We start from the raw sequence: 16,463 nt of genomic DNA, 5'->3' as shown, positions 1-16,463 counted from the left end.
TTAATAAGATAGAATGGCTAGTTTTAGAACAAATTATATTTATGAAATATCTATTTTATACGATAGGAATTTGTAGCTGTTTGCTTTTAAATAGTAAAGCTTTTGCTCAGAATATGCACACGCTGGCATTCGAATCAATCGAAGAAATGCATAATTATTTTAAATATGCTCCAGGAAAGAAAATTATAAGTGGACACCGTGGAACAATTGAAGATGGTTTGCCAGAAAACTCAATACCTGCTTTTGAAGCGGTTTTGAAACAAACTCAAGCTATTTTTGAAATAGATCCTCGCTATACGAAGGACAGTGTAGCGATATTGCTCCATGACGCAACATTGGATCGTTGTACTAATGGAACTGGAAATGTGGCGGACTATTCATGGTCTGAGCTTAAAAAATTGAAGTTACGCGATCACAAAGGAAATGTAACTGAGTATGGTATCAATACCTTAGCAGAGGTTATTCAATGGGCGAAAGGTAAAACAATCTTAAATCTTGATAAGAAAGACTTGTCTCTAGAGAAAACAGCAAGTATTATGAAAAAATATAATGCTTATGGCTGGGTATGGGTAACGGTACACAATGTAGAGCAGGCTAGTTTTTATTTAAAGCAAAATAAAGATCAATTTATGTCTGTACATCTCAAAGATTGGGAAGCTTTAATGAAGTATGATCAATCGGGGTTACCATACGACAGAATGATTGTATATATAGGACCAGAAATAAAAGAAAGCAATAAATCTTTATATCGTTTTTTGAATAAAAAAGGTGTTATGTGTATGATTTCTTCTGCTCCAACATATGATAAATTGGCCACAAGAGAGGAGCGAGCTTTAAAGTATAGCGCAATTTTTGCAGACGGTGCTTCGATTTTGGAAACAGATCTCCCTATTGAAGCTAGTAAATCTATTAACTAATGCCTTGGTATACATCTTTGATTTTGAAGTTTAACGTGCCAATCTGATACCTGTATACTGCCATTGATGTTGGGCATGAAAGAAATTACGATATGTTTTTCTACTATGTCCTGGCGATGTTGCATCTGAAGCGCCTCTTAAAACCATTTGATTTACCATAAACTTACCATTGTATTCTCCCACTGCTCCAGGTTCTTTTTTAAATCCGGGATAGGGAAGGTACGCACTTCCTGTCCATTCCCAACGCGTGCCCCAATCAATTTTATCGGATGCGATTTCCCACTCTGCTTCAGTAGGTAGACGCATGCCTTTCCAATTTGCATAAGCCGAAGCTTCGAAAAAGTTGATATGATTAAGGGTAGCATCAAGATCAAGCTCATGTAATCCAGACAGCGTATAATACATCCACTGATTATCAATCTTATGCCAATATAATGGTGATTTGACTTGATTTTCTTTTACCCAGTCCCATCCTTCAGCATGCCAATGTCGAAAATCTAGATATCCGCCATCTTCCATAAATTGAAGATACTCACCATTGCTAACAAGGCGGTTGCCAATTTCGAACTCTTGGAGGTAAACTTTATGCTTTCCTAGCTCATTGTCAAAGCTGAACCCATCTCCTTCAAATCCGATTTCATATAGACCAGCCGGAAAGGGAATCATTTCAATAGGTAACGGTGTTGGAGATACAGGAAGAATTTCTTTTGTGTAGGGCGGGAAAAGAGGATTGTGTCCTAAAATATATTTGATATCTGTAACTAACAACTCTTGGTGTTGTTGTTCATGGTTAAGCCCTAGTTCAAGTAATGCAGCGACAGATGCTGTAGCATGAAGTCTTTGTTGGAAAAAAACGCGCATATGTTCATCTACATATGATCTATAGCGGTAGATATCTTCAACGGAGGGGCGACTGAGATTTCCACGGTCAGTTCTGATAACACGTGCACCCACTGTTTCATAATAGCTGTTGAATACATAGGTGTATTGCGAGTCAAAAACTTGGTAGTTAGGGAGATGAGGCGTTAGTAGGAAAGTCTCAAAAAACCATGTAGTATGCCCTAAGTGCCATTTTGGAGGACTTACATCTACGATAGGCTGCACTACATAATCTTCAATTGCTAGAGGTGTACAGATGTGAGTTGAATGCTGTCTAATGGCCAGATATCGGGTTTCTAGTTCAGCAAAATAACTTGCTATGTTTGAATCTGTTTTCATATTGTTTTTTTATTTATGAGACCTTCCAAATGGCATCCATAAACCATTTCTTCGTATCATATAATTCTGTAACTGTAACAAATCCCGATTCCCGAGCAAGGTCATGGATATCTTCTGGTGAAAATTTTTGGGATATTTCCATGAATATTGCTTCATTCTCGTAGAAGGGTATCTGGTACTCTCCAATAGTAACTTGCTGGTTAATAAGACTGATGAGGTAGCTTCTACAAGCACCAGTGCTAGGGTCGTAGGTTTGGTAATGTTCAAATTGGCTGATGTCGAAATCAGCATCGAGTTCTTGATTGATGCGCTTTAGAAGGTTGAGATTGAAACTTGCTGTAATGCCAGTACGGTCATCATAAGCTTGTAATATGGTTTTGGGATGTTTTTTTAAATCAAATCCTATCAATAGATAATCGCCAGCACTTAATTTATCTTTTAGTTCTGAACAGAATTGAAGTGCTTGTTCATACTCCATATTGCCGATATTACTACCTAAAAATAGCACTACTTTTCGTCTTGACGATAATGTTGTTGCCTGATCGATCATTTCAAAATATTCACCCTTTAAGCAAATGATTTCGAGATTTGGAATACTGTCGTTGAGTTTGTTTTTTAGAACGGAAAGGATATTGCCTGAAATATCAATAGGCATAAAACTAAAAGTAGCACCTTGGTCTACTAAATATTGGAGTAAATAAGAAGATTTCATTGCATCGCCTGCACCCAACTCAATAAGGTCAAAAGGTTCATTATTTGGTCTGATAAAATCAGCAATTTGGGCCGTTTTAGTTTTGAAGATATCAAGTTCACAGTTGGTGAGATAATAACTCTCCATGTTCATGATTTTTTGAAATAGCTCATCTCCAATCTTATCATAGAAGTATTTGGAGGATAACTTCTTCGGGTTACTTCCTAAATCTAGTAAGATATCTTGGCGAAATCTATCAACTGTTTTGGATATATTATTTTGATGATATTTATGATGTGGGTTAATGTTCATTTCTCCCATATTTTTTTATTATGTATATTTCAAGTTGGAATATTATTAACCATTTAGAGATATAACATATAAAATGTAAGAGTTGTTTGCATGAACTATGATGCTTATGTAATAAAGCTATTGATAAAATAGCTTATTGTCGCTTCTTCTTTTTCATTTTGTTGATCCAAATGATCATTCCAGTGACTGGAAGTGAAGCACATATTAATCCCATAAGAAATGTTAAGATTTTGGTTGTTAGACCTCCATAACTTCCAACATGTAGGTCATAGTTCATTGCTCCAATTTTATCACCTAATGGAGCATTTTTAGATTGATTTATCTTTTGAATTTGGCCAGTTGATTGGTTAAAGTAATACCAGATGAATTGCCCCGTTTGATCTTCAACAAATCGTACTTGAACATCTTGGGGGGCTGCAATATTTTTCCGTAGTCGAATCGACATCATTTCTGCATTCGGATGTTTAGCTAGGGTGTAAATGAGAGCATTGTCTAGCGTTTTACTTTGATTTTGCGGTACTTTATCAAAGTTTTTATCAAGATTAATTTTTTGAGAGAAACTAATCGTATTGAATGTTTTTATATAAAATTCTTTAAAGGAAGGAAATGTGAATGCAATACCTGTGCATGCTAATAATAGAGCAAAAGACAAACTATAAAAGCCAAGGATTTGATGTAAGTCATAATTCAATCGCTTCCACTTTACTTTGAAATTAAACCAAACTTGTCTTTTTACTTTTTTTAATTTCCATTTCTTCGGCCACCATAGGACAATGCCGGACAGCAATATAATAATGAATAGTACTACTGAAATACCAACTACCCAATGTCCTATTTGTTTTCCTAGTAATAGGTTCATATGTAATTGCAGTATAAGTTGAAAAAATTCCGTTTTAGAGTTTTCTACATACTGCACTTTACCCGAATAAGGGTTTATGAATATCCGTTTATGGTAAATGAAATATTGATTATGGCCGAAGGCATGTTCATTGGTTTTTACAGCTCGAAATACCCAAGTTCGGTTGGGAGAAAGGTATAGGTCTGCCCGACTGATTTGTTCCTGTTTAGGTAGTGCTTTTTGAGCGTATTCAATAAGTTGGGTAAGAGGTAATGGTTCGCTATGATTTAATAAGCCATCTTGTAAATAGTATTTTTGCGGATAAATCATTAACTTGAGTTCATCATGGAATACATAGAGGCAGCCGGATAAGCTGACAATAAAAACGACTATGCCTGTAAAAAGACCTAGCCATTTATGTAACCATAAAATACTTTTCTTAATCATTGTTAAAATTGGTAATGTAAGTTTAGAGAAGTTACTGTACCGCTTCCCTTTACATACTCTGCATCTAATGCGCGATATTGACTTACTGTCGGATAATATGATGTATTGAAGAGGTTTTCAATTCCAAGACCTATATTCCAATATTTATTAAACCTGTAGTTTCCTGATAAATTGAAGATATCAACATTTTTTATAGGACCTTCACTATTATTGTATTTTCCTTTATCATTGCGCATGAATCGATCGCGCGATCCTGTATGTACCCAAAATAATTGCAAATTTAATTGTTGATTGGGTCTGTAACTGAAAAATCCTGTTGCCTTTGGTGGTGCAATCCTAGATCCATTAAGATACAATTTGCTGCCGTCATCCATTTTAGCTTCACCTTCAACGTATGCGTAACTACCACCTATGCTTATCTTTTGACTAAGTTTTGCATCCAATGTGATTTCATAACCTGCTACTTCTTCTGGTTCGCGTTGTGGCATAAGGAAACCACCTACATCAACTAAATTGACACCTAGATCTGAGGTACTGATATAGTACGATGCTGAAATATTGAATATGCTGAAACGGCTTGAAAATCCGGCTTCATAATTATTGGTTATGATGGGATCTGTTTCTAGATTTCCAAGTGTATTTTCTTTGGCTCTACGTAGTATACGTCCTAATTCATTGATGGCAAATCCCTGTGAAAAGCTGATGAAAGGATTGAAATAATCATATTTTGTATAGCGCAACCCAGCATTAAACATGGTAGCCTTATATGGAATACTGCCTCCACTCACCATTATGCTACCTTCACCGCCCGGACCTGTAGCTATAGTATGATAATCGTTGACCTTAACGGTAGCATTTTCATAGCGAAGTCCACCTTTGAAAATTAGGTTTTCAATAAGATCGGCTTTTATTTGCACATAAGGTGCAAAGTTAACCATATTCATTTTAGGTATATAAACACGGCCGTCTGTTAAGTTTTGATAGGTAACATCTTTCAATAAATCCAAGCCATAAGTTAATTCTGTCGGAATTGTCAAAAGTTGAAAAGGTGTATTCAGATTTAACCGTAATCCTTTTTTATCCGAATTGATCATGGTCTGGCCTGGGCCATACCAAGCTGTACCCGTAGCGACATATCTGTTCATGGAGCTGAATGAATTTAAATATGCCGTCATATCCAATTGTGTAGAACGAAAGAGATTATTTTTTGAATAGGTCAACATGGCATTATGGTTATAAGGTGTGCCTGCGGGTTTCCCAGGTTCTTCTCCTTTTATACCAATTGTAGGGGATGCTCCATATACACCATTTTTACTGATATATTTTGCACGTTGTGTGCTGCCATAATAATTGTAAAATCCTGTCAGCGTACTACTAGAATCAATTTTATAACCAAGCTTTACAAATGCATTGTACTGGTAGGAATTAGAAAGACCATCTGTCTGTCCGAGAGGTATGCCTTTGGAGTCTTTTTGTAATCCGGTATAGTCTACAGACCCTGAGGCGGTGTAGCTCCATTTGTTTAAATTGCCAGAAAGTTGCTGTGATAATTTATATCCCACAGTTTCTTGCGGATCAAAAGGATTAATAGATGTACCCACAACAGTTTGTCCGCTTACTTTTTTTTCATCATTGTTTTTTTTGGTGATATAGTTGATTATACCTCCTCCAGACCCATTTCCATAAATTGAAGTTGCTCCTTTGATAACTTCGATACGTTCAATAACATTCGGATCAATAGTACGTAAGTCTCGAGCGCCGTTCATGAGTGGTGTCGATTGGGGAATACCATCTATCAATACTAAAACGGCACGTCCACGAAGTGTTTGACCTGAGTTTGTGGCTTTGTTGGTTGAGGTTCCTAAACCTGGGATAGCGTTACCCAGTACTGTCGCCAAGTTGTTTGTGATATTGGTTTGAGCCTGAATATCTTGTTGATTCAATATAGTAATAGAAGAAGGTATAGTCGAAATACTTTCGGGTTTGCGCCCAGCGGTAACGACAATTTCATCCAACACGCGTGTGCTCGTAAACATGACGATATCTTGAAGCTGATTATCTGGATGATTTGAGAATTTGAATGTTTCTTCACGAAATCCGATAGCAGAAAGGCTTATTTTTTGATTATTGATGGAGTCAATATTTAATAATAAAATACCGCTAGTGTCTGTACTTCCCAATAGGTCTTGATTGAAACGGACTGTAGCTCCAGCGATTGGTAGGCCTTTCTCTGACTTGACCCGTACTCCTTGCTGTGCATGGCAAATGAATACTTGAAGCGATAGTATAATAGACAATAATTTCCATTTCTTGTCAATGGATTGTAATGAAATAGGCATCTGTATTATTCTTATATTAATTTAGATTTGTTCTAAACAATAGGCAAATATACGATCTATTTTATTTTAGCAAAATATTTTTTTATTTTTTATTGAAGTATTAGGCATATACTTCTTTTTTAAACGTTACTTTCCTGCAATTCTTTTTGTTCTATATTAGAATACAAAATGATTTTAATAAGATGATATGGATTTGTAAAATAAGGGAGCTGCAATTAGCCGATAGCCGATTGTTTCATTGCTCGATAAATTTATGGAGATTGAATAGTATCTTATCCCATCCCAATTGATAGTTTTCTGGAGCAAAATCTGGACCTCCATCGCTGAGGTTTTCAATACCGGAGTGTTGTAAGGTAACAGTGGTAAATTCATCTTTTTCTGTTAGTAACCAGGTAACCTTTGTAGTCCCTTTACTGTAGTCGGGATGCGTCCATGTGTGTGAAAATCTTTTAAAAGGAATTATTTCAAGAATAGTACAGACATGTAGAAATTGACGTTTAGCTCCTGGTTCATAGAAATGGAATGTTGCACCTAGGACAAGTTCAAAATCTGGAATTTCAAAATACCAATTTTTGAACAGTTCATTATTTGTAATAGCTTCCCATACGATAGCTGTATTTTTCCGAATTAAAACCGAAGATGTAATCATGATTGATATTTAATTGATTTGTCTAAATATAAGTGTAAAAACAACTACTATACCCTTGAAACAAAACGCATTATTTTCATAATTGTTTTTTAAAATGTTTTGTTGATTAGAGTAAAGATGTATGGTTTTTCGATTATTCGGACTGTGTTAAATAAGGACCAAAAATCGATATAAAAAAAGCCTCTAATTATTTTAGAGGCTTTTAGACTGGTTTGCGTAAATGTTCTAGCTATCTATTTATGTCCATTGCTTATATGCTTTTTTCATCTTAATTACAATTAGTGTAATAAAACCTAATATCGCAAATATTGCATATCCTATTCCTATTTCGGTTTGTGTTTGTGGATTGACTAAACTTACCACGATGTAACTAAGTGCTGAGGTCACTAAATAGGTAATACCACCAGCTAAACCTCCTGCTATTCCTGCAGATGAAGGGAATCTACCCAGGCAGTAACCAAAATAGTTGTTGAATATAAACCCGGCTGTTACATGAATAAGGAATGCAAATAAGGCTAATGTGAAAAGATTGGTGATATATGGAGATATTACAATCATTAAAACAATGAAACCAATCTGTAGGTAGTTGGCAAATTGCAGTTTCGGAAGTAAGGATTTCTTTATTAATGCACGACCGATAAATCCGCCTGACATCCAGGCTAATCCCATAAGTAATGAAATATATCCTGTTGTAATGGAACTATAGCCAAGGTCATGTTCGATAAAAAAAGGACCACTTAAGTTATAGAACATAACGAGTCCGTAGCTAATACCACACATGAGTACACCAAAAGTAAAATCTTTGGTTTGCAACATGGTTTTGAATTCGGTAACTAAATATTCCAGTCTAAGTGGGTTTTTCTGACGGATTGTTTCTCCTGAAAATATGAGTTCCAAAAAGAAAAGTATTGTACTATACCCCGCAAGTAACATGAAATTTGAGCGCCAACCAAATTTTGCCTGCAAATACCCCCCGATAAATGGAGCTATTATGGGCGCTAGTGACCACACAATGGTAATGGCACTGAGATAACGTTTTCGTTCTTCACCTTCATAGACATCGACAAAATATGCACGCTTAGATACGACAACAAAGGCAGATAATATCCCTTGTATTATACGCATTGCATAGATAATCAATATATTATCGGTTGTTGCGGTAATCCAGAAGCTGATGGTGAAGAGAAACAGAGAGATCAATGTGATTCGATATCGTCCCCAAGCGTCAACAAGAGCACCAGTAAAGAATTGTGCAACTCCATAACTAATTAGAAATAGGGATAACGTCAGTTGTATCTTACTTTCTGCTAATCCCAATTCTTGTGCCATTTGCGGCATAGAGGGTAAGTAGATGTCTGTTGCTAAACCTGAAATGGGAACTAAAGCAAAAGCAATTAGTGTGGGAGCAATTGATCGGCGTGAATTTATAGTATTATTGTACATGTAATATGTGTAGTGCTAAAATGGGTTAAGCGAATATGTTTATATGTAATATCTACTTGCTAAAATATAAATGAAAGGATAGCAAGGATGCATGAGACACTTGACCTAAATTAAATGAACAGATGTGCAAAGGTATAAAATTCAGTTAAGATGATAACCGTTTATTTGCAGTCTTGGAATTTTGGGAGGTCATTACCTAACCTTAAAAGTGATGATCGTTATTACTCGAAATCGTTTTCGTACTTTAATCGGACCTATATTGAACAGTCATCCTTATATTAATTATATTCGTAAAATTATAAACTGTCCTTGCTTATTTTTTGTATTTATATAGGATTTGGTAGGTTGAGAAATTACACTTGAAGTTTAATCGTTATGAACATTTTTCTGCTTTTGCCCCGCGGCCTATTAGTCTTATTTGCTATAAGTTTTTATACCAGCTTGCAAGCTCAAAAACAACCGCCAAATATTATTTTTATATTGACGGACGACATGGGCTATTCGGATTTGGGATCTTATGGAAGTCCAAATATTTCAACTCCTTTTCTAGATTCTATAGCAGGTAAGGGCGTACGCGCTACAAATTATGTGGTTTCGACTCCATCATGTACTCCTTCAAGAGCCTCATTGTTGACAGGTCGATATGCTTCTCGTTATAACCTGCCCCAACCCATAGGTCCCGGATCGGAATTGGGTCTACCTGATGATGAGGTAACCATCGCTGAAATGTTGAAGAATAGGGGATATGAGACTGCGTTAGTAGGAAAATGGCATCTTGGTGATAAACCAGAATCATTACCTAATGTACAAGGCTTTGATTTTTTTTATGGTATGCTTTATAGTCATGATTATCGTGCTCCTTATGTAAAGACTGACACCATTATCAAACTTTTTAGAAACCGTACTCCTGAAGTATTTGCGCCTGATGATTCGGATTTAAGCCAGCACTATCATCGTGAGGCTCTTGGATTTATCGATAGGCACAAAAAGGATAGGCCTTTCTTTTTGTATTATGCCCATAACTTTCCACATCTACCGATTGCATTCTCAAACAAGAAGAATCCCTATACTTCAGTACAAAATGCAGGACCTTTAGGTGCCGTTCTATATGAATTAGATCAATATATAGCACAACTATGGCATGCATTGGAAGCAAAGGGAATGGATAAAAATACCATTTTGATGTTTTCTAGTGATAATGGACCTTGGATTGAATACCCATCACGTATGGCAGATGATCAGGCAACAAAAAATTGGCATGTTGGTACTGCTGGGGTATTTAGAGGGTCTAAAGCTTTGACCTATGAAGGCGGTGCACGTGTTCCATTTATTGTTTACGGTAAAGGAATCATTCTCGAGGGGAAAGTCATTCGTTCTTCAATTAGTAACTTGGATATTTTACCTACCATTGCTTCTTGGACTGGGGCTGCGCTACCAAATAAAAAGCTGGATGGACAATCGATTTGCACGTTATTGGAAGGTAAAGAAGCGGATTTAAATTATAAACATAGACCGATATTTTTGGTTAATTATGGCAAGCCCGAGGCGGTTAAGGTGGGCGATTGGAAGTATCGAGTCATTACACAACGTACAAATCTTATTTCAGGTAAAAATGAACAAACGATAGAAGAGTTATTCAATATTGCTTGGGACCCAAGTGAAAGAAGTAATTTGATTCATGAATACCCAGAAAAGTTTGTTGAGCTTAAAAAGGTGTTCGAATCATTTGATGAGAAAGAATGATTATTTTCAGACTTTTTGATAAAACCAATCCTTTTTGTGTTTTTTTAGCTTAAATAAAGGAGGATGTAATGTCGCTGGTAGAAGAATATTGGACCTATTCATGCATTTTACACTTAAATTGATTGTGTTTATCAGTTATTTTTTTATTATAAGATAAATATTAAATGGATATCCTTATCTTAGTTTAAACTAAACGCCCTGGTCTCAGGGGATTTAATATAAATCTAAACTTCATATGAAATTTTCAAGAAAGCTGAAAAGCATTTTTGTAGTTGCTGTGTCAGCGCTGCTTGTGCAATATGGTACATTAACGAATGCTGTTGCAAATCCGCTCCATGAGGAGAATCCAATTCGTTCATCCGAATTAGAAAATCAGAACTTATTGCGTGCTATTCAACTCGTCGATAAGTCTGTCGACACCTATTTTAAGGGCGATGGGATGGCTATGGGGAGATTCTACAACCCCGATACAAAGAAATTATCGCAGGAAAGAGGAAGTGTGTGGATGTATACTGCAGCTATTGAAGCTGTAAATGCGATATTAACGGGCTTGAAGTCCCAAAAAGATAATGGTAATGCTACATTGTATAATCAGCATTATAACCGCAATGTGGTGCTTTTGAAGAGCTTGTTTGAAAATGCTGCTTATTACTTGGGAACTTTTAAGTTGATTTCATTTACTCAAGAAAAAGAGTGGACAGTGTATGCGGTAGACCGCGTGAACGAAAAGGGAAAGGCAAATGTGACTGGGATATTGAATGTGTACGATGACCAAATGTGGCTTGTGCGTGAATTATTGGATGCGTACCACTTAACAGATGATTCTTCGTTTCTTGAGCAGGCAGAGTATTTGACGGACTATGTGTTGGATGGATGGGATACAACATTAGATGAAAAGGGTTTGGAGCATGGGGGTATTCCTTGGGGACCAGGTTATGTGACCAAGCATGCGTGTAGCAATGGCCCAATGGTGAGCCCATTAGTGTGGTTACATGAAATCTATAAAGGTAAAAATGATAAAATTGAGCATCATTATATCGATGTTAAAGATAAAAAAACACGTCGTGTATCTAAAGTAAAGAAGAGTGATTATTACTTGAAATTTGCACAGAAGGTATACGATTGGCAAAAACGTTATCTTTTAAATAATCAGGGCGTATATACGGACATGATGGGGGATTGTTCACCTGATTGTTCAATTGCTTATGAAACTGTAAAAGGTATAAAATATCGTGCAAATACATTTCTGAAATCAGCTGTAGGACCTTCTTTTTCTTATAATAGTGGTACGATGTTATCTGGAGCCGCAGATCTCTATCGGGTAACGAAATTGAAAAATTATCTTGAAGATGCCAAATTATTATCCCATGCTAGTTTCGACTACTTCGCTAAAATAGGAAAACAAGTACCGGGTTATTATAGTTACGAATCCAGTGGTTTTAATAATTGGTTTAATGGCATCTTACTTCGTGGTTTTTTTAATTCCTATCCACTCAATAAGGATACAGGAATTTATTTGGAGTCTTTTCAAAAAAATCTAGATTATGGGTATTCAAAATTCTTAAGAGATGGTTTTTTACCTACTGATTTACTAAAGGGTTGGGATAATGATAAAGAAAAAAATAATCTGGAAGGTATGTTTATGTTTACTTATGCAAGTCAATACGCAATCTTGTCACAATATGAATTGAGCAAATCCAAATAAGGCTATAATATTGGAAATCTGAAAAATTAGAGGATACATGGGCATTTGACAGATTTTTAACACAAACAAAGATGAAGGATGCTATTGCAAATAGTCATTTTATAAAATACCCCATAATCATGGGGTATTTTTTCTTTTAAGAATGTTGTCTCTGTTGTTCTAAAAATTCGGATGGACTCAATCCGAATTGTTTTTGAAAATTTCTGGAAAAATGAGTCGCCGAACTATACCCGAGTAAGTGTGATATTTCATAAATTTTATATTTTCTTTGTATTAAGAGTTCTGCTGCTTTCCTTAGTCGGGTTAAGTTAATGAGTTCATTGGGTGATAGGCTTGATACGACATTTATTTTTCGATATAATGTAGGTCTACTCATGCATAATATATCGGCCATACGGTCAACATTGAATTCAGGATCGTCCAAGTGATTTTGAATAATTTCGTCTAATTTTGATAGAAATTCTTGATCATTTTGGCTTTGTCCAATACTTTGAATTTGTGAAAGGGGGTTATTAACAAAAAAGGTTTTAACCTTGAGTCTGTTCTTCAGGAGGCTTGCTATTTGTGCTCGTAAAAAAGCTGGTGAAAATGGTTTTTCTATATAGGCATCAGCACCAAATTCTAAACCTTGAATTTTAGATTCTATACTGTTTTTGGCCGTTAACAAAATCACAGGAATATGAGAAGTCATGATATTTTCTTTTATATGCTGACATAATTCATAACCATCCATTTCTGGCATCATAATATCGCTTATAATGAGGTCGAAATTATCGGAAGACAATAATTTCATAGCTTCTACACCATTGCTACTTACTTGTATTTCGTAGTCTTCGCAGAGGTCATCTGCTATAAATTCAAGTAATTCTTGGTGATCATCTACTAATAGTATACTGGCTTTTGCATTTTTCATCATGATGTTAAGCTTTGATTTAAAGGTAACGTTAATACAAATATGTTGAATGAAGTTTCATCGGTTTTGTAAACTAATGAACCTTGATGTTTTAAAGTCAATGATTTTGTGAGGGCTAATCCTAATCCACTTCCTGAAATATTTTTATTTCTTTTTAGACGATTGAATGGTTCAAAGATATGTTCTCGATCTATTATAGGAATGAGTAATCCATCATTTTTTACGCTCATGATCATTATGTTTTTTTCATCACTTATTAAGCTGATTTCTATATGCTTATCAGAATATTTAAGCGCATTATTAATGAGGTTGTAGCAAATTTTTTCGAAAGCATCTAAATCAATTAATGCTATGATATCTACATGAATTGATTTGATTAATATACGATTCTGTGCATTTAATGTTTCTATGAAGTTTTGGATAATCTCTTCTAAAATTAGACTCACATTGTGGGAAGCAAAGTTTAATTTGAATCCCTCTGCCTCGACTTTTCTGAAGTCCAATAACTGATTGCTAAGCTCAATCAGTTTGTTGGTGTTGTTTTCCATTGTATTGAGCAACTTGTCTATTGTTGGACTTCGGTCGACTTTGTCCATTAATTTTTCCAAAGGTGCCTTAATTAGTGTTAAGGGTGTTCGGATTTCATGAGCCACATCAGTATAAAAATTAATCTTGGAGCGATATAGTTCTTGATCTCTTATATTTTGTGTTGTTAAGATATGTTGTCGGTTACGTTGCTTAATTCTTTCATTGAAATGATGGATAATGAATGCAATCAATCCGATGGTGATAAGAACATAGATGAAAAATGCAGGTATACTTGCCCAGATAGGTGGCAAAATTTCTATTTTTAGAGTTTTGAGTTGTTGAATCGGGACACCGTTTGGATCATTAGCCTTAACCATGAATGTGTATTTTCCTGGTGCTAGTTTAGTGAAGTATACTCGGGGGGTACCGTTAATTGGGTTCCATTTTTCATCCATTCCCTCCATTTTATAACTATAATTTATTGATTGGGGCGCTTGAAAGTGCAGAGCCGCAAAATCTAGACTAAATGACGATTCATCATGTTTGAGTTGTATGTTTTCAGTAAATAGAATTGATTCCTTTAAAATAGGGGAATCGTCTGTTTGACTAATCTCACGATTATTAACAGTCATGTTTGTGATAAAGATTGGGGTGGCAGAATTGTAATTTATTTGATTTAATCTTTCTGGTTTAAATCGAATTAAACCATTGATAGTTCCAAAATAGAAATTACCATTGTCGTCATCAAATGAAGAATTATAATTGAATTGTAGTGTTGGTAGACCAGATTCCATATTGAAAATCCTTATTTTACGATCTTTTTGATGATAGCGGACAAGCCCTTTTGAAGTTGCCACCCACATATTATGTTGTTTATCTTCTAAAAATGACAGGACTACATTACTTGGCATGCCATCGTCCATATTAAAACTTTCAAACTCGTCTTTATCTGGGTCTTTCTTTACCATTCCACCTTCAGTGGCAATCCAAAGTTGTTTTTTTGAATCTTCAAATAGACTATTGATACGATTATTTGGAAGGGCCTTTATATTATTTGATTGGTGCGTATAGTGCTTAAAGTGTTGTGTATTGGGGTTGTAGCAAAATAATCCATCTCGCCAGGTTCCAATCCATAAGTTACCTTTGAAATCTTCTAGAATGCTGGTGTAGAAAATATGGGTAGGGACATTTTTGATCAGAAAGAACTTTTTTGCATCGAGGTCAAATCGATAGAGACCACGTGTGGATGCAGCAAGTATATTTCCATTTTTTGTTTGATATAGATGAAATATGAAATTGCTTTGTAGCTCTGAATTGTTTTGATCTAGATGATGGGTTACCTGCAACTGATTAAGATTGAATATATCAAGTCCATTTACAAAAGCCCCGACTAACAATTGATCATGAATGGCGAGTAGTCCATGCACATTATTATTAGCAAGGGAGCTATTTTGGCTCGTGAAGTTTTGTATTTTATTGTTGGAAATATTCCACTTTGCTACCCCTCCGTTTTCAGTACCAATCCAAATGTGACCCTCTTTATCTTTTTTTATACCCCGAACAACTGATCCTTTTAAATTGTCAACATGGTCGCCAGGTAATATTTTTTCTATTATGCTATTATGGGCATGATAATAATTGAGTCCACCGAAATAGGTACCTAACCATATTCCGTTATCTCTGTCTTGTAATATATTGTAAATAGCATCGTCCGAAATACCCCAAGGGTTATGTTGTTCTTTACGTAGATTGACGAATGTCTTGCTGGAAATTTGATAAATAAATAAACCAGATTCGGTCGCAAACCAATACTCTTGGTCGTTTGGTTGGACAATATCTCTGACATATAAAAATTGTTTCAATTGTTTTTGCCCTAGTATAGGTGATAAATTACGATTATTTAAATCGTAAGAAAAGACACCTGCTTTTGAAGTTCCAATGAGTAAATCTCCGCTTTTAGTTTCTACAATTTTCTCAATACTAAACCAATCTTTTTTTTCAAAATCCGTTGTGAAATCAATAAAAATGGAGAGTTGGTTTTCGTTGCTAACTTGATAGATGATCCCTTCTGGAGTCCCAAAATATAGCTTTCCTGATTTCGTACTACACAAAGCTGTGATATATAAATTGGATTTGGTTATTTGCTTTGTGGTTTTATTCATCAAATTGTGTACATAAAGCATTCCATTAGAGATGAACCATAATTGATGTTTTAAATCTGTTGTAATGACTGGAACTTCTGTACTTCGAAATTTCTCGTCTAATATTGTGAATTTTTCATGTAGTGGGTCGTAAGAATATATTCCTTGATCAGTACCAATCCACATTTGTTTCTGACTGTCTTCTTTTAATGATATAATGGAATTACTTCCTAAGCTATTTGGAACATGTTGCGAATGTGTAAATTTTTTGAATGTATTTCCATCAAAACGATTCAAGCCGTCCTTTGTTCCAAACCACAGAAATCCATAACTATCTTGCATACTGCAGATGACTGCATTGTTGGATAGTCCTTCATTTATTTGATAATGATTGAAATAATAAGGTTGGGCATGAATACTAAATGAAAGCAGAAAGTAAGCCAAGGAAAGAAGCAACAATTTTATTTTTATCATGTCTAATTGGTTATTGATACAAAACAGCTACATAATGAAACTATTTCGTTTATCAATATTTTGAAAATTTAGGATTTTAGCTCTTGTTGAGTTGAAGATAAAAAG

11 protein-coding genes are annotated in these 16,463 nt (G+C 35.2%); 3 read left to right on the top strand and 8 right to left on the bottom strand.

Annotation, left to right across the window (positions count from 1 at the left end):
* Nucleotides 1-41 precede the first annotated feature (41 nt).
* On the top strand, nucleotides 42-917 hold the full coding sequence (locus tag KO02_RS15000; protein ID WP_038699546.1) for a glycerophosphodiester phosphodiesterase family protein: 876 nt from the start codon (nucleotides 42-44) through the stop codon (nucleotides 915-917).
* Between the two features lie 30 nt (nucleotides 918-947).
* Here KO02_RS15000 and egtB read toward each other — a convergent pair whose 3' ends face one another.
* From egtB to KO02_RS14970, 6 genes are all read right to left on the bottom strand, one after another.
* Nucleotides 948-2,135, bottom strand: coding sequence for an ergothioneine biosynthesis protein EgtB (egtB, locus tag KO02_RS14995; protein WP_051959961.1), 1,188 nt, complete (start codon nucleotides 2,133-2,135; stop codon nucleotides 948-950).
* Nucleotides 2,136-2,148: 13 nt separating this feature from the next.
* Nucleotides 2,149-3,138 (bottom strand): L-histidine N(alpha)-methyltransferase, encoded by a 990-nt coding sequence (locus tag KO02_RS14990; protein ID WP_038702772.1) that lies wholly within the window; start codon nucleotides 3,136-3,138, stop codon nucleotides 2,149-2,151.
* Between the two features lie 133 nt (nucleotides 3,139-3,271).
* Nucleotides 3,272-4,423: a PepSY-associated TM helix domain-containing protein gene (locus KO02_RS14985; protein ID WP_051959960.1), complete on the bottom strand. Its 1,152-nt coding sequence runs from the start codon at nucleotides 4,421-4,423 to the stop codon at nucleotides 3,272-3,274.
* A 2-nt stretch (nucleotides 4,424-4,425) separates the two neighbouring features.
* Nucleotides 4,426-6,762, bottom strand: a complete 2,337-nt coding sequence (locus KO02_RS14980; protein ID WP_038699544.1) for a TonB-dependent receptor — start codon at nucleotides 6,760-6,762, stop codon at nucleotides 4,426-4,428.
* A gap of 235 nt (nucleotides 6,763-6,997) precedes the next feature.
* Nucleotides 6,998-7,411: an SRPBCC domain-containing protein gene (locus KO02_RS14975; RefSeq protein ID WP_081918397.1), complete on the bottom strand. Its 414-nt coding sequence runs from the start codon at nucleotides 7,409-7,411 to the stop codon at nucleotides 6,998-7,000.
* 237 nt (nucleotides 7,412-7,648) lie between these two features.
* The gene (locus KO02_RS14970) at nucleotides 7,649-8,854 is read right to left on the bottom strand and encodes an MFS transporter (protein WP_038699542.1); all 1,206 of its coding nucleotides are present in this window, start codon (nucleotides 8,852-8,854) and stop codon (nucleotides 7,649-7,651) included.
* A gap of 375 nt (nucleotides 8,855-9,229) precedes the next feature.
* On the opposite strand from KO02_RS14970, the gene KO02_RS14965 reads away from it, so the two are divergent.
* Both KO02_RS14965 and KO02_RS14960 read left to right on the top strand, forming a co-directional pair.
* Nucleotides 9,230-10,597, top strand: a complete 1,368-nt coding sequence (locus tag KO02_RS14965; RefSeq protein ID WP_038699540.1) for a sulfatase-like hydrolase/transferase — start codon at nucleotides 9,230-9,232, stop codon at nucleotides 10,595-10,597.
* 235 nt (nucleotides 10,598-10,832) lie between these two features.
* Complete coding sequence (locus tag KO02_RS14960) at nucleotides 10,833-12,302, top strand: glycoside hydrolase family 76 protein (RefSeq protein ID WP_038699538.1); 1,470 nt, start codon at nucleotides 10,833-10,835, stop codon at nucleotides 12,300-12,302.
* A gap of 136 nt (nucleotides 12,303-12,438) precedes the next feature.
* Here the strand turns inward: KO02_RS14960 and KO02_RS14955 are convergent, their stop codons facing one another.
* Nucleotides 12,439-13,218 (bottom strand): response regulator, encoded by a 780-nt coding sequence (locus tag KO02_RS14955; RefSeq protein WP_081918396.1) that lies wholly within the window; start codon nucleotides 13,216-13,218, stop codon nucleotides 12,439-12,441.
* Complete coding sequence (locus tag KO02_RS14950; protein WP_038699536.1) at nucleotides 13,215-16,358, bottom strand: two-component regulator propeller domain-containing protein; 3,144 nt, start codon at nucleotides 16,356-16,358, stop codon at nucleotides 13,215-13,217. Before KO02_RS14950 ends, KO02_RS14955 begins: the two co-directional genes overlap by 4 nt.
* Between the last annotated feature and the right edge of the window lie 105 nt (nucleotides 16,359-16,463).

Origin of the sequence: Sphingobacterium sp. ML3W (assembly GCF_000747525.1) — a bacterium.
Taxonomy (GTDB): Bacteria; Bacteroidota; Bacteroidia; order Sphingobacteriales; family Sphingobacteriaceae; genus Sphingobacterium.
The sequence above is the reverse complement of the archived record's forward strand: the minus strand, read 5'-3'. Positions and strand labels throughout refer to the sequence as shown.

What these genes read in the sequence shown, in the direction of transcription:
- KO02_RS14955 (WP_081918396.1), bottom strand. Translation starts at nt 13,218, where the DNA reads ATGATGAAAAATGCAAAAGCCAGTATACTATTAGTAGATGATCACCAA.
- KO02_RS14980 (WP_038699544.1), bottom strand. Translation starts at nt 6,762, where the DNA reads ATGCCTATTTCATTACAATCCATTGACAAGAAATGGAAATTATTGTCT.
- KO02_RS14960 (WP_038699538.1), top strand. Translation starts at nt 10,833, where the DNA reads ATGAAATTTTCAAGAAAGCTGAAAAGCATTTTTGTAGTTGCTGTGTCA.
- KO02_RS14985 (WP_051959960.1), bottom strand. Translation starts at nt 4,423, where the DNA reads ATGATTAAGAAAAGTATTTTATGGTTACATAAATGGCTAGGTCTTTTT.
- KO02_RS14970 (WP_038699542.1), bottom strand. Translation starts at nt 8,854, where the DNA reads ATGTACAATAATACTATAAATTCACGCCGATCAATTGCTCCCACACTA.
- KO02_RS15000 (WP_038699546.1), top strand. Translation starts at nt 42, where the DNA reads ATGAAATATCTATTTTATACGATAGGAATTTGTAGCTGTTTGCTTTTA.
- KO02_RS14990 (WP_038702772.1), bottom strand. Translation starts at nt 3,138, where the DNA reads ATGAACATTAACCCACATCATAAATATCATCAAAATAATATATCCAAA.
- KO02_RS14965 (WP_038699540.1), top strand. Translation starts at nt 9,230, where the DNA reads ATGAACATTTTTCTGCTTTTGCCCCGCGGCCTATTAGTCTTATTTGCT.
- KO02_RS14950 (WP_038699536.1), bottom strand. Translation starts at nt 16,358, where the DNA reads ATGATAAAAATAAAATTGTTGCTTCTTTCCTTGGCTTACTTTCTGCTT.
- egtB (WP_051959961.1), bottom strand. Translation starts at nt 2,135, where the DNA reads ATGAAAACAGATTCAAACATAGCAAGTTATTTTGCTGAACTAGAAACC.
- KO02_RS14975 (WP_081918397.1), bottom strand. Translation starts at nt 7,411, where the DNA reads ATGATTACATCTTCGGTTTTAATTCGGAAAAATACAGCTATCGTATGG.